The sequence below is a fragment of the Moorena sp. SIO3B2 genome (assembly GCF_010692525.1).
Classification (GTDB): Bacteria; Cyanobacteriota; Cyanobacteriia; order Cyanobacteriales; family Coleofasciculaceae; genus Moorena; species Moorena producens.
The window spans coordinates 1-14,476 of the sequence record NZ_JAAHHE010000164.1 but is presented as its reverse complement, the minus strand read 5'-3'; the positions used below and the strand labels follow the sequence as shown (position 1 = coordinate 14,476).

The window sequence follows — 14,476 nt, the reverse complement described above, 5'->3', positions numbered from 1 at the left end:
GAAACCTAGGTCAAAGACCAACTACGCTTGGGGAGAGGAGACCTCTATTTTTCCTGGCTCCGGCAAGGGATAACAAGTCACCTCGTTGAAACAAGAATCCCCGTCCTTCCAGGGCGGGGAGTGTCAAGTAACACTCTCAATATCAATAGTTTTCTGATCTGCATCAATAAGTACCTGCTGCATAATCGGCGAAAGGTTTTCATTGAGCCGTCCAGAACGAATAAATTCGGCGTAGGTATCAGCTTCAATATCTAACATTGTTTCTTGAAGTTGCTCAAGGTCAAGGGTTTGGAGTTCAGGGTGCTTACTCCGTAACTCCTCAATTTCATCGTTAATCGTTGTCAGTTGGGAATCGATAAGTTTGGTTTGATAGCGCCACAGGTCGGAATCGATTTCTGTGGTGTTTAAGCCCTCTTCAAGATAATTTCTGACCCGATTCAGGGCGATGCGACGGGCAAGAACTTCAGAATATTGCTGACGTAGGGGTTGGTCACCAATTAAATTTAACTTTTCGAGAAACCATCGAGTGGTTAACCCCTGGACTAGCAGGGTAAACAGTACCACGCCAAACACAGTTTCGATAATATCTTGTCGTCCTTCTAAGACAACTGGCACACTTAAGGCCAGAGCAATGGAAACGGAACCTCGCAAGCCACCCCACCATAGGACGGTTTGTTCCCGCCAACCAATTTGAGAGTTGGCCAAGATATTGCTGAATGCGCCCAAACCATAAATTGCGATCGCTCTGGTCAGTAGTACAGCCAAGATAGTAACCCCAATTAAGTGAATATTTTGCCCTAAACTAGCTATCTTTATTTGGTCACCAATCAGTAGAAAGACAATCGAGTTCACAAAAAAGGCTAAGAAGTCCCAAAACTCAGAGACAATCAACCGGGTACGGGGGTTCATACCAATGCGGGAGCCAAAATTGCCCAAGATCACCCCAACGGTCACTACCCCAATCACCCCGGATCCCCCTAGTTCCTCCACAATTAAATAAGTGCCATAAGCAGAAACCAAGGTCAGGGATTGCTCCACCAGGGGTAAATCAAAGCGTTGGGTGGCGTAGGAAATGCCAAAACCAATGATGCAACCGATGCCAATCCCAATCCCCACAAACCCTAAGAAACGGGCAACACTAGTGGCAATGGAAAATTCTTCTAGTCCTAGGGGTAGTCCGACTAATAAACTAAAAGCAACCACTGCTACCCCATCATTAAATAGGCTTTCCCCCTCCATCAGGGTTTTGAGGCGTTTGTCCGCACCCAATTCCCGAAATAGGGCAATAACCGAAACTGGGTCAGTGGCAGAAAGACTGGCTCCAACCAATAAAGCAATGGTCAGGGGTAGTCCTGTCAGCTGATTGATGGCAAAGGCAATGCCAACTACGGAAATAATCACCCCAACGATCGCAAATAGACTCACGGGGACCAAATCCCGTCGTAAGTCGCGCCAGCGGATATTCCAAGCGGCTTCAAAGAGTAGGGGGGGTAGGAAAATTTCCAGAATCAGTTCTGGTGATAAGTTAACCAGTCGGACATCCACAAAGGCCAAGGCTAACCCGACAATTACCAGTAATAGGGTGTAAGGAATTTTACGGAACCAGGAAAAAATTCGAGATAGGGTTGCCACACTCAAAGACACCGACAGCACTAGGAGAAACTGTTCGAGGTTTTGCTTAATGGCGACTTCGCCAACAGTGGACTCTAGGGACATACAGAAACTCCAAGCTAAACTCAAAGGGGAAAGCCTCCTGCCCATGCCTAAAATCACAGGGGTTTTCGGTTTTCCCCTTACCAAACCACAATTACTGATGAGTCAGGGAAATCAAGGCAAACTGAAATTGATGGTAGTAGACGATGAGTCTGACAACTTAGATCTACTTTACAGAACCTTCCGCCGAAAATTTCAAGTATTCAGAGCTAATGATGCCATAACCGCCTTAGATATTTTGGACACCGAAGGAGAGATGGCGATTATTATCTCAGATCAGCGCCTAGGAGGGATGAATGGCACAGAATTCTTGAGCAGGACAGTAGAACCTTTTCCAGATACGATTCGCATCCTGTTGACTGCCTACACAGATATAGAAGATTTGGTGGCAGCAATTAACTCAGGTCAGGTCTATAAGTACATCACAAAGCCTTGGCAGGGTGAGGAACTAAAAGCAGTGGTGCGACAAGCTGCGGAAACTTACCAAGTGCTAAAAAAAAGAACCAGGGAACTTTCTCGGGCCTTACGACGGGAAGAATTGTTCAATATGGTGACAACGGCAATTCGAGAATCCCTAGATTATAGTAATCTACTGCAAAAGGTAGTGACCACCATGGGTCAAGCCTTTGATGCTACGGCTTGTATCCTGCGACCGGTAGAGTTCAACCAACTCACACCAGAATGTTTCACCTACAAGGTTTCTGGGGATGGCAAGACACCTCATATCCCTGATACTGATTTGATGATACAACAGGTATTAGATAAACCCGAGACTAAGTCGTGGCAAGAAACAAGGGATGATCAGAATTCGGTGCAGTTGATCGTTCCCTTACCAGACCAACAACAGATCTTAGGGGTGTTGTGTCTCTACCAGCAAGGGAGTGAGGGGTCTTGGAATAAAGAAGATATCCAGCTGATAGAAGCCGTTGCTAAACAAGCAGCGTTAGCGATTTCTCAGGCAAAACTACTCCAACGCACCCAGTTACAGGCTCAGCAGATGCGGGATGAACTAGATGTAGCTCGCCAGATTCAGAATAATTTGCTGCGTCAGAGTTGGCCAGAGATGGAACAGGTGCGAGTGCAAGCTCACTGCACCCCAGCGCGACAGGTTGGTGGGGATTTTTTTGAAGTGTATGTTCATCCCCAAGGAGATATATGGCTAGCAGTTGGAGATGTGTCCGGTAAAGGGGTACCTGCTGCCTTATTTATGACCAGTGCCATGTCGATGTTACGACGGGAACTTGCTCAAGAAACATCCCCAGACCCAAAAACAGTGATCCAAAATCTTAACCACACCATGTCAGATGACCTCTATCATACCAACTGTTTTATTACCCTGGTCTTGGCTCGTTATACCCCTGACAAGCAACAGTTGGTTTATGCTAATGCTGGTCATAGCTATCCTATGGTTTGGTCTCATCACCAAGTAGTCCAACAACACTCAGAGTCAAAAACTCCAGAGCCGACTTACCTCCAGGTTCGGGGTATTCCCTTGGGCATTTTGCCAAATTGGCAGGCGGAGTCAGGACATTTAAGATTAAATTCAGGTACCATCCTGCTACTAACAAGTGATGGAATTACGGAAGCAACCCTGAATCCAGTGAATCCAGTGACAGGTTCTTCATCCCATGGGTCAACCAGCACCAGCTCTAGGCTTGAGTCATCGGGTCTTTGGCAGCTTCTGCTTCAGGAACCTGCTCCCTTTGACCTGAGTCATTTATTAGCTCGGATTCGAGAGCGTACCAACCCGATTCAGGAAGACGACCAAACCCTAGTATCTCTGGAGGTATTGTAGTGGATGAAAACAGAACTACAGATACCGAGTGACCTGAAGTTTTTGAGCATTGTCGAAAACTGGTTTCTAGGGATTTTGCAGGTTGAACTCGGAAATCGTGTTGATTGGCCTAGTCTATCCAATCGTTTGCGATTGGTGTTAGTGGAAGCTTACTCTAACGTAGTTCGTCATGCTCATCGCGATCAGCCGAATTTACCGGTCTTGATTTGCCTAGAACTCAAAGAACGGGATATTGCTCTGGAGATTTGGGACTATGGTCAAGGATTTGATCCATCCACTTATACAGAACCAAATCCAGATGATTTACAGGAAAATGGCTATGGCTGGCTAATTATCCATCGACTAATGGATCGGGTGGAGTATCGCTTACAGGTCAATGGTCGGAATTGCCTGGAGTTGCAAGTCAGGTTAGCCAAGTAGCCCAGTAGCGGAAAAGCTATTTGGGGCGTTGCTAAATTCAAAAGGCAATTGTTAATTAACCTAATAATAAATAGGATTTAATTAACCCCATTAGTTTGCGTTTTCGGCCATGAACAGTTATTAATTTAGTACGGTAATCTGACCATTCTTGTTCTCTCCCCGAGGCAAGATAAGCATCACGGGCTTTTTTCAGCCATTCTACTGCTTCATAATAGTATTTTGCTTTTCCTGCATCCATAATTGACTCGGCGCGACGACAAGCATTACGAATTACCCAATCCGGATTGATTTCTATGGCTGCATCCATAACCCTGTGAGTCAGTCCATCGGAATCATAATAACTATTATCTAGAGTAGCGATCGCTTTATCAACTAATCTTTCATAGAGGTATAGCAGAAGTCAGAAGTCAGAAGTCAGAAGTCAGAATTAAAACTATTGCTATACTTAGCTTTGAGACTTTTGTCATGTCCTAACTGCCCTGGCGACTGCTATAAATATCAACTTTAACTTTTTATTCACCCCAGCTCTCATAAGTTGCTAAAGCTTCTAGTAATTATTCCTTGATCGTTGACCAATTATCTCCTGCTAATTTTTATATTTTGCGATAATCTGAAAAATTTTTTTGTGCTTTAAACGCTGTTACTTTTGCTGGGATTGCTAAACAATCATCGCCTAATTTGAAGGCTATTTAACTTGTAAAATAACTTAACCTGTATTGACAATTTTCAGGCAATTTTAATCCAATATCAGCAATTTATAAAGCCTATATTTGAGCATTTTGTTCGTTAATTAAGGCAGTAGCAAGGGCTAAAGCTTGTTCCATTATGGTCATTTGTGACCGTGCAGCTTTCATGGCGAGGTCAACCCGTTCTAAGAGGATATCTGAAAAGTTTTTTGATACTGAATTTTGCCCCCCTAGCCCCCCAATTCTGGGGGGAACAAGAATCAATTTGCTGGTAGAAGTCCCCCAAAATTGGGGGACCAACGGGGGCTTGGATGTAGCAAATGAGACTTTTCAGACAACCTCTAAACGAACTAACATGATCAAATACTTGATTAAAAGCCCTGTTGCTTGAGCTAAATAGAGATATTATTCGTAGCGTTGTTGTCGTTATAAAATTTGTAGTCTAATTAAAGCTAAATCCTCAGCGTAATCTGGGGGAAATCCTTCCCATAAACTGGTCGAAGTAATATTTCCTTGAAGTATCTGTTGTAATGGTGGATAGTCCCAACCTTGCTGTAAAGCAGCCCTCGCCATGTCAAAATAGCTACCCCACTCGTTTTGCCAAAAGTCAAAATTTACTTCTAAGTCTACTTTTTATGATTTAGCTATATCTGTACTGAGAATTGTTTCGCACCAAACAGTATTTAATTCACAAGCAATATCATCATTGTCGATACCATACTCATCTACCAAATCCCAGTTTTCGATGCAAGACTCGGTAATAGCAGTTAGCATTGCGATCGCATTTATATGACCAGTGTTGACACGGGTTGGATTACAGACGAGAAGCCTCATCCTGTGCGTGAATACCTCCGTCAGCAAGGATTTCGTCCACCACTTGATGTGATTGATGGCGCTGCACGGGTTTATGATCCCATTGTGCGCGGGTTAGCAGGAGAGCGCCTCTATGGGGTGTTCCTGAAAGACTATAAACCATGTGATTGGTAAGGTTATATAGCGCTACGCGCAAGTCAGAAGTTAGAATTTAGAATTTAGAATTTAGAATTTAGAATTTAGAATTTAGAATTGGGAATCGGGAATCGGGAATCGGGAAAACTGATCTGACTCCCGATACCCCCATCTCCCCATCTCCCCACACTCCCTACTCCCTACTCCCTTCGCTATAGTAACTCCTCAAGGGTTGATTAGCTTAAGCAAAATAGTCTCCCATTTTTCTAATGATGCTTTATCGCTAGTCTGAATTTTATGAATTACCCACTGCTCCATAATTGATGACCTAAATAAGTAGACTGGTTTCTCTAAGTCTTGATTCCTCATAATCAAACCTTGTTGTTCGAGAGAATATAAATCTAATTCTTGTTGGCTAAAAACTAAGTCAATATCACTTAAGTCAACAGTAATCTTTTGCTCCAGACTACCTTTCAACTTCGACCAAGCCATCAGTATCAACAGACCTTGCTCGACATCCCTGCACCGTTGCCAAATATCTTGAAAAATATGTCTAGTTTGACTTTCAAACTCCTTGGCAAAGGTTTCAGTATCAGGTAACTTCCCAGTTCTTAATTCTCTAAATAGCAAAGAACCAGCAATTTGTAGCAGCGCGGGATGTCCACCAGCCATGTTTTGAATAACATCCCGTAATGCTGGTGTGATTGGAATACCTTGTAGCAGAGTATCCACTTCAGTCTCCGTTAATGGCCTAAGTACCACAAACAGATAGTGATTGTACCACGGGGATTGATCTGGGGTTAGACTCGGTCCAAGTTCATTGAAACGTTTGAGTGAGGTGACAATCATTGATAGATATTCCCTCTCCCGAGATTGATAGGCAATACTGCGACACTCACTTAGAAAGACTTCTATGTCAGCTTGAGTATAGTGCGGGTTTTCTCGCAAAGCCGCATCATAGTCATCCACTAGCAACACCAAGAACTTGTTTCGTTTCCCAAGCTGCCCCAATACTTGGCGCATCCCCCTGGCAGTTGCTTTTCCCTGGTCGAGCAATGTTTCAATGTCACTCTTAAGGTCTGGCTCACTATCTAATTTATCCATCAGCTCAATTAGGACTTCTTGCCAAAACCCGGAAGCTGTAAACGGTTGGATACTTTCGCAACTGAATAGCACCATCACCGCCTGTGATGGCTCTTCTCCATACTCTTGCCAAACGTCCGGGGAAGCCAGGAGTTCCAGGAAAGAGGTCTTTCCCATCCCTGGGCCACCCCAAATCGCTAAGTTACTGCGGTTATATATTTGATCAAAGGCAGTCTCAATGAGAGATTTTCGTCCCACAAAACGGTCTGGGGGAACTGGTGCGCCTACAACGAAAGGATTGTTTAATTTGTTAAAGAGCTTATAAACCTCTTGATTATCTGGCTCTATGGTTAGCACTTGCTTCAATTGCTGCGTTGTGAGGATAACTTCCCCTACTTCCATCAGGTGTTGTGCATAACCTAAATGCGATCGCACTAATCCATCCTGATTCCGGACTCGATCAACTAGGTATGCTCGCTGATAGCATTGCACTGCTTTATCAAATACGTCACCTTCCAAATATATCCTTGCGATCTCGAATAAAGCACTAAAGTGATTGGGATTGGCTTTCAAAACCTGTTCATAGGGTTTCACCCCCTGAGCATTTCGTTCAATTGCTTGTTGATAACTAGCCTTAGCCTCTGGATCGAGGTCTTCCAATTCCAATATCTCTCGCCGCAATGGGTAACGTTGGACTAACCAGCGGCGGACTAATTCTATTTCTACTTTGTAATATTTTCCGTTGTAGGATGAAACTTGATCAGTTATTTCTACGACCCCTAAGAAACCTAATTTAAGCAGTTTTTCCCTAGCTTGAGTCAAAGACTCGGTGATGGTAACGCCATATTCTTCCAGTAAACTCAACGGGTCTTGCACAACCTGATTAGGATTTCTTTCAGCTTTTTTTTGAGCCTCTGCTACTGCGGAAAATATCACTCGTTCCAGAATCGGTAATCCATCCCGAAACCAGGTTAATCCTCCTTCACCAATTTCAATGGCATCATCAACAATTCTAGTCACATCATCACGAGTTACCTGCCACTTTTGTTCAGTTCTAGCTTGAGCAAACAGTGCATGACATAGGACCTGAGTGAAATAGGGATGACCTGATGTTAATGCTAAGATAGCATCGATTGCCTCCGACTCGTAGGTCAAAGACCCCTTAGCTGGTTCAGTAATTAACTCTGTGGCACTTCGTTCACTGAGCAAGCCAACTTTTTGGCTAGGAGCACCTTTAAATAATCCCAGCAACTTGGGCATATCATCCAGTTGCCGTCCTATAAACGGAATAATAAATAATCGCTGATCTTGTTCGATTAGAAATTTTAAATAATGGAAAAACGTTTCAGATGAAGACTCCTTTGATGAAGCAAGCTCTGAGGTATAATAGTTACTACTCAACACATCAAATTCATCTAGCAACAACACCAGCTTTTTATACCCTAATTCTTTATAGACTTTTGGTAAAAAGCTATCTGCAAAAAGAGTCGGATTGGTTTCTAATTCCGTAATGCTTGGTAGATTAATAGGGTCAGATTCTAGCTGAATTTGTTTAATAATAGCTTGTCCTAAACTGTATAGAACACGGCTAAGGGATAACTGACTTTTGTCCTGTAGATCAAACTGAACAAACACAAATTCATCTTGCCCAACAAAATTGGGAATTTGTTTAAGTACAGTGGATTTACCAATACGTCGTTGACCATGGAACAAAATTACCTGTACGCCCTGCTGGAGGTTGTCCTCAATGAATTCAAACTTGTTGCGTCTACCGAAAAATAATTCTGGTTCAGAAATGGGACGACCAACAATGTAAGGATTTCTTCTAATATAAGGATTTTTCCGAACAGTTGCACTAGTCATGTTGGCTTTCTTCCCAGTTACGTTGTAAGGATTCAGCTATCAGCATTCAGCTATCAGCATTCAGTTATCAGCTATCAGCTATCAGCTATCAGCTATCAGCCAAGACCTGTGGCCACCCTACTTGAGGTGCGAACAGCTTTTGAATAAAATAAGCTGACGGCTGACTACTGTTCGCGTAGCGTGCGCGTAGCGCATATACTTAGATGGGCTTTTCCCCAGACTTTAAATGGGTGCATCTCCTAGAAGCTATTTTAACCGGTGGTGCGTTACGGGGGGGCTGTTCCAACGCTAGCTACGAGGAGGCAAATTAGGGCGAGCCCCCCTAACGCACCCTACTCAAAATTTACTACGCAAACGAGGTTTATTTTAAGCTGACAGCTGACAGCTGACAGCTGACGGCTGAATACTTACACTCACCCAATTAAGAACTGCTATATAGTATCACCACAAGCTCAGGAGAGCAACCTTAGTTTATCCGCTAATTGCGCCTTTTGGAAGAGCAGCTGTAACTTTTCCAATCCATTCTAGGATAGATGGCACCTGGTGCAACATTTAACCTCTCTAAACCTACCCATCAGCAGGAATGATCTGTATAGCACCAGGTGAAAACCTGGTGGTTGTTGCCGACAAAGCGCGGATCATTATGTTCCGCGCGCCATTCCAATCCCGTGGTAAAGAGAAGCCACATTTTGGGCATTGGAATTTTTTACTGCCGCCTAATTTTTCGTGAATTTGACCACATTCTGGGCAAGTTTTGCTGGTATAAGATTCGTTAACCAAGACAACCTTCACCTCATGACGATCCGCCATTTGAGTTAAGTGCTGGCGAAACTTATAATGATTCCAGGTAAGCAGATTGCGAGCTGTTTTCCTGTTTAATTTCCTAGCTGATTTTACTACCATTTGAGATGTTTCAAACGTTGGCAAAAATATAAGCTTGTAATTACTAACCAGGAAAGAAGCTGACTTGTTATGGCAGTCTTTAATTAGGTTTTGAATTTTTTGGCGTAAGCGATGGGCAGCATTTTTCATTGCTCGTCTCTGTCTTTTCGCAGAGCTTAAGTCAATCCGACTCATCAACCGATCTAGTTGCTGACAAAGTCTTTGAACCCGACCAATATCCCCAGAGCCTATCTCTAGGTAATTTTTGCCGTCAAAGCCAGTAAGGAATGTCCTAATACCTGGATCTAAAGCTATTACTTTATCCTGTTTGGTGGGAGTAGGTTCAATGTATTCGGGAAAAATGCCGTACCATTTGCCTTTAACCCAAACTAATTGAGTACCGTAGATGCATTCATCGGGAAAACCTTGAGGTGAACGAAAGGACAGACCTTTTACTTTGGTGGGATACCAATAACCTTTTTTGAAGTCTCCAACTTTGAATTTGATTACTTGAGTGATCTGCCGACAGGATTTAAATTTGGCAAAACCTCCATTGACCTTGGCTTGTTTAACGGCATCGATCCCATCGGCAACAGCTTCTTGTAATTGGTGCCCTGGTAGGGTTTTTACCCACTCTGGTCTATCAGATTTTCTAGCCAGTTTTTGTAGGTCATAAGTACTACCTTGATAGCCGTTTTTGATAGCAGCGATCGACCAGTTGTAAATCCATCTATATGCATTAAGCCAAGTTTTCCAAACCCTGTGAAGCTCTTTAGATGGAAACACCCTGAGCCTCAAGACACTGTTTGGTGTCAACTTCATCGTCTGGTTCCGGGGTTTTATCTTGTACCGCTTGCGTGACTTGCTTTTGATATTTTCGGAGTCCGTAAAGCCTAGCAGAGAAACAGTGGAGGATGGACAGGATATCTTCGACGAGCTCTTGTTCTGGGGAGAGTTTGCGTTCATTGAGAACCACGAGCTTGACTCCACTTTTTTGGCATAACCACTCAAGTAATGGGAATCCAAATCTGACGGCTCTGTCTGGGTAGGCAACGACAAATGCTGAGAGATCACAGCTGTAAATTCGTTCCAATATTTTGAGGAACTTTTTCCGCTTAAAATTGAGTCCTGATCCAACTTCTGAAACAATTTCAGCGTTTGGGTATTTTGACCGTAGAAATTCAGCTTGTCGATCAAGGTCGTCCCGTTGGGAGTAGGTAGAGACTCTTGCATAGCAGACAATGGGCTTAATCTGCGGAGTTTCTCCTTCGACACAGAACCGCCTTTGATTCCCTTTTGTCCTGATACTGTCGAGTCTCCCCTCTTTGTCCCACCGCCTAAGAGTTGAGATCGAGACTCCGAGGTGCTCGGCTGCCTCTTTTGGAGTGACATATTTTTTCATTGACCGTGAACCTTACTAAATCTAGTATACTTAACTTTAGTAAGGTTTGCTAAGGCTTAGTAATATATCTGGCTAATAGTTACACCTCCTAAGAATTTTTCCAGCTAAGACAGCAGCACCAAAGCCATTATCAATATTTACTACTCCTATGCCTGGTGCGCAAGAATTCAACATGGTTAACAGGGGTGCCATACCACCAAAACTGGCTCCATAGCCGACACTAGTAGGAACGGCAATAACTGGACAATCGGCCATGCCAGCTACCACACTGGGTAATGCTCCTTCCATCCCAGCTACGACAATTAAGACATCGGCCTCGGCAATCACCTGTCGATTATTCAGCAAGCGGTGGATACCAGCTACCCCCACATCCCAAAGGCGCTTGACCTGAAACCCACATAATTCAGCAGTTACTGCGGCTTCCTGAGCTACTGGTAAATCGGATGTGCCCGCAGAAATTAGACTAATGATACCGGCATACTTAGGTTCGAGCTGAGATGGTGCGATCGCACAAATTCGAGCTGTGGAATAATACTGTAACTCTGGGACTTTTGACTCTAGCTCCGTTGCCACCTCTGGTGTAATCCGTGTGGCCATTACTACTGGATTCTGCTGGCGCATTACTGCCATAATCTGAGCAATTTGGTCAGGGGTTTTTCCCTCTCCCCAAATTACCTCAGGAAATCCAGTTCTTAAGGTGCGGTGGTGGTCAATTTTGGCAAAATCACCGACTTCTTCGTAGGTAAAATCCTTCAGTTTATCTAGAGCAACAGTTGGGCTAAGGTCACCAGCCGCAACTGCTTCCAGTAGAGATTTTAATGCTTCGGGTTGAGTCATTTTAAGGTTATCAGGTTATTAGGTTGAAGGTTTAAGGTTATCTGGTTATTTAGTTTAAGGTTGAAGGTTATTAGGTTTAAGGTTATTAGGTTTAAGGTTATCCGGTTTAATATTTAATGTTTCCGGTTGAGCTACGATTTATAGTTGATAAGTGCGTAGGGTGCGTTAGGGGGGGATTGCCATCATATTCAACTTCGTAGCCAGTCGCCCCGTAACGCACCACGGGGTCAAACACCAAAAATGAGATGTACCCAAGGGATCCCCCTAAATCCCCCTTAAAAAGGGGGACTTTGAGGTTGATAAGTGCGTAGGGTGCGTTAGGGGGGGATTGCCATCATATTCAACTTCGTAGCCAGTCGCCCCGTAACGCACCACGGGGTCAAACACCAAAAATGAGATGTACCCAAGGGATCCCCCTAAATCCCCCTTAAAAAGGGGGACTTTGAGGTTGATAAGTGTACCTTACACATGCAAGAAACGCTATATAGTATTTCTAAATAGATCATGAAACCCAATGCTGATTGATCATAACATCAAAAACTCCTCCTAATTCTTTCCTACTGTTCCCTTTTCCCTATTCCCTTTTCCCTATTCCCTGCTCCCTGCTCCCTGCTCCCTATTCCCAATGTTATCATTCTGAAATTTTCAGTTCATCAATATTCCAGAATGCGCCTCCTAGAGCGGAATATTGAATCCCTTCTATGGAATTACGAACTGCGGTCATGGCGAGAGGATTAATCAGATAAATATAAGGCAAGTGTTCTAAATTAATATGTTGGGCTTCTTGATAAATCTTTTTGCGATTGTTTTCATCTAACTCTTGAGCGCCTTGGATATAAAGGTCACTTATTTTTTGCTCCCAATCGGCTATTTTACGACCTTGGATCGGGGATTGACCAGGGAAGGTTTTTTGATTAAAGCTGTGCAATCCCCCATCTACAGACCAGACATTAGAACTATTATTGGGTTCAAAGCCACCGCCACTAAAACCAAGCAAATGGCATTCCCAATCTAAGCTATTGCCGAGTTTGTCTACTAGGGTATTGAAGGCAATGGGAGTAAAATCGACTTGAATGCCAATTTTACTGAGGTCTTGCTTAATCTGTGCTCCCATGGCTTCTCGCAGCTTATTACCAGCATTAGTCATTAAGGTGAAACGGACTCGATTACCTTGGCTATCGAGCAGTTCCCCTTCGTCATTGTAGTTAAAGCCCGCTGTTAAGAGTAATTTCTTGGCTTTGTCGGGATTATAGTCATACACTGGTAACCCCTTTTCTGGTGACAGATAATAGGGGCTTTGCACAGGTAAATTAGAATATTGCGGCGCACCTAACCCCCGATATAAATTATTCAGCATGGTTTGCCGGTCTATGCCATAGGCAACGGCTTGTCTAAATTCGAGAGTATTAAACCAACGGGACTTAATTGGATCTACTAAAGGCTCTCCATCCCGGCTACCGGTGTTGAGATTGAAGGAGATAAAACTGGAACTGAGGGTAGGACCAGCGATGTGGATGGTAAAGTTACCCTTTTTTTCCTCCTGCTTCAGCAGGGAATAGTATTCAGGGGATACACCGAGAGCATCTAATCCGCCGGAGCGAAACTGAATAAAGGATGAATCCGTTGATTCTACAATTTCCCAGATCGCCCGCTCAATATAAGGTTGCTGGTTTCCCTGTTCATCTTTTTTCCAGTAGTAGGGATTACGGTCATAAACCACCCGCTGACTGGTGCGGTAGAGTTTGAGTTTGTAAGGGCCGTTGACAATAATATCCTCTGGATCTGTATCTACCCCCCACATGGTCAGAAACTTAGGATTACCCTCTGAATCTTTGGTTTTCACGGATTCTTGCAGGACATGAGCGGGTAAGACCGGTAAGCCAGTACTGCGGAGAAAGGGCGCAAAAGGTTCAGGGACAGCAAATTCCACCCGACGCTGATCGATCTTCTTGACCGTTGGTAAAGCTCGACTCTTGCCAACCCGGAGGATATCTCTAGAATCAGTGGGAATTTCTGGGTTGAGGTAGATGTCATTGTAGGTAAAGACGACATCATCAGTGGTTAAAGGCTCACCATCTGACCACTTTAGCCCCTCCCTCAAGGTAAATAGGATTTTAAGTTTATCGTCGGAAATCTGCCAGGATTCCGCTAAACCCGGGATTATGTCCCCGGTTATCCCATCAGTGTCTATTAAACCCTGAAAGGTAAGACCAAAAATATTGGTGGCACTTTGGTTAAGGGCATAGTTAAAGGTGTTAATGTCACTGAGAATACTCTGGACTATGCGGGGAACGTGAGCTGCCTTGGTTTCAAATTGGCTGATGCTACAGCCAGGGAGTGCGATCGCAAAACTCACAGCCAGGAAAATTCCTAGACAACGATACCAGAGAAGCACAAGAGAATTAGCAGAGGTCATGTAAGAAAGGGAGTAGGGAGTAGGGAGTAGGGAGTAGGGAATCGGGAATCGGGAATCGGGAGTCGGGAATCGGGAACTACGATAATCAACTCTGTACTAGCATACCAAGTCCAGTAGGGTGCGTTAGGGGCGGGCTTGCCCTGATGTTCAACCTCGTACTCAGTGTTTGGACAGCCCGCCCCGTAACGCACCAGCCAAGGGCTCGCTGTTCCCTGTTCCCTATTCCCTGTTCCCTTCTAATTACTGTTCCCTGTTCCCTATTCCCTGTTCCCTACCTCACGAGGTTCAGAGGTTCAACCGCGAGGCTCAGAGGTTCAACCGCGAGGCTCAGAGGTTCAACCGCGAGGCTCAGAGGTTCGACCGCGAGGCTCAGAGGTTCAACCGCGAGGTTCAGAGGTTCAACCGCGAGGTTCAGAGGTTCAACCGAGAGG

At 44.2% G+C, this 14,476-nt stretch carries 13 protein-coding genes and 1 pseudogene; 3 read left to right on the top strand and 11 right to left on the bottom strand.

The window, feature by feature from the left end:
* Nucleotides 1-123 precede the first annotated feature (123 nt).
* On the bottom strand, nt 124-1,716 hold the full coding sequence (locus tag F6K38_RS25375) for a Na+/H+ antiporter (protein WP_008191700.1): 1,593 nt from the start codon (nt 1,714-1,716) through the stop codon (nt 124-126).
* A gap of 97 nt (nt 1,717-1,813) precedes the next feature.
* Between F6K38_RS25375 and F6K38_RS25370 the strand changes: the two genes are divergently transcribed.
* Nucleotides 1,814-3,508, top strand: coding sequence for a SpoIIE family protein phosphatase (locus tag F6K38_RS25370; RefSeq protein ID WP_044495852.1), 1,695 nt, complete (start codon nt 1,814-1,816; stop codon nt 3,506-3,508).
* Nucleotides 3,509-3,511: 3 nt separating this feature from the next.
* Nucleotides 3,512-3,928, top strand: a complete 417-nt coding sequence (locus F6K38_RS25365; RefSeq protein ID WP_008191695.1) for an ATP-binding protein — start codon at nt 3,512-3,514, stop codon at nt 3,926-3,928.
* 55 nt (nt 3,929-3,983) lie between these two features.
* Here F6K38_RS25365 and F6K38_RS25360 read toward each other — a convergent pair whose 3' ends face one another.
* From F6K38_RS25360 to F6K38_RS25345, 4 genes are all read right to left on the bottom strand, one after another.
* The gene (locus tag F6K38_RS25360) at nt 3,984-4,235 is read right to left on the bottom strand and encodes a hypothetical protein (RefSeq protein ID WP_008191693.1); all 252 of its coding nucleotides are present in this window, start codon (nt 4,233-4,235) and stop codon (nt 3,984-3,986) included.
* A 457-nt stretch (nt 4,236-4,692) separates the two neighbouring features.
* Complete coding sequence (locus F6K38_RS25355; RefSeq protein ID WP_048815379.1) at nt 4,693-4,878, bottom strand: hypothetical protein; 186 nt, start codon at nt 4,876-4,878, stop codon at nt 4,693-4,695.
* A gap of 162 nt (nt 4,879-5,040) precedes the next feature.
* Nucleotides 5,041-5,187 (bottom strand): hypothetical protein, encoded by a 147-nt coding sequence (locus F6K38_RS25350; RefSeq protein WP_287357860.1) that lies wholly within the window; start codon nt 5,185-5,187, stop codon nt 5,041-5,043.
* A gap of 60 nt (nt 5,188-5,247) precedes the next feature.
* Complete coding sequence (locus F6K38_RS25345) at nt 5,248-5,388, bottom strand: hypothetical protein (protein ID WP_287255735.1); 141 nt, start codon at nt 5,386-5,388, stop codon at nt 5,248-5,250.
* A gap of 3 nt (nt 5,389-5,391) precedes the next feature.
* Here F6K38_RS25345 and F6K38_RS25340 point away from each other — a divergent pair.
* Nucleotides 5,392-5,601, top strand: a pseudogene (locus tag F6K38_RS25340) (SDR family NAD(P)-dependent oxidoreductase); the annotation flags it as partial.
* A 186-nt stretch (nt 5,602-5,787) separates the two neighbouring features.
* On the opposite strand, the gene F6K38_RS25335 reads toward F6K38_RS25340, so the two are convergent.
* The 6 genes from F6K38_RS25335 to F6K38_RS25310 form a co-directional block, all read right to left on the bottom strand.
* Nucleotides 5,788-8,508 carry an ATP-binding protein gene (locus F6K38_RS25335; RefSeq protein WP_287357857.1) on the bottom strand — a complete coding sequence of 907 codons (2,721 nt, stop codon included), beginning with the start codon at nt 8,506-8,508 and terminating at the stop codon, nt 5,788-5,790.
* A 567-nt stretch (nt 8,509-9,075) separates the two neighbouring features.
* Nucleotides 9,076-10,176, bottom strand: coding sequence for an RNA-guided endonuclease InsQ/TnpB family protein (locus tag F6K38_RS25330; RefSeq protein ID WP_502709597.1), 1,101 nt, complete (start codon nt 10,174-10,176; stop codon nt 9,076-9,078).
* Nucleotides 10,163-10,792 (bottom strand): IS607 family transposase, encoded by a 630-nt coding sequence (locus tag F6K38_RS25325; protein ID WP_287268004.1) that lies wholly within the window; start codon nt 10,790-10,792, stop codon nt 10,163-10,165. Before F6K38_RS25325 ends, F6K38_RS25330 begins: the two co-directional genes overlap by 14 nt.
* Nucleotides 10,793-10,864: 72 nt before the next feature.
* The gene (larB, locus tag F6K38_RS25320; RefSeq protein WP_287257281.1) at nt 10,865-11,629 is read right to left on the bottom strand and encodes a nickel pincer cofactor biosynthesis protein LarB; all 765 of its coding nucleotides are present in this window, start codon (nt 11,627-11,629) and stop codon (nt 10,865-10,867) included.
* Between the two features lie 631 nt (nt 11,630-12,260).
* Entirely contained in the window at nt 12,261-14,045 is a 1,785-nt protein-coding gene (locus tag F6K38_RS25315; RefSeq protein WP_287254087.1) for an ABC transporter substrate-binding protein, read from the bottom strand.
* Nucleotides 14,042-14,236, bottom strand: coding sequence for a hypothetical protein (locus F6K38_RS25310; RefSeq protein ID WP_137985501.1), 195 nt, complete (start codon nt 14,234-14,236; stop codon nt 14,042-14,044). The genes F6K38_RS25315 and F6K38_RS25310 overlap by 4 nt, the downstream gene beginning before the upstream one ends.
* Nucleotides 14,237-14,476 lie beyond the last annotated feature (240 nt).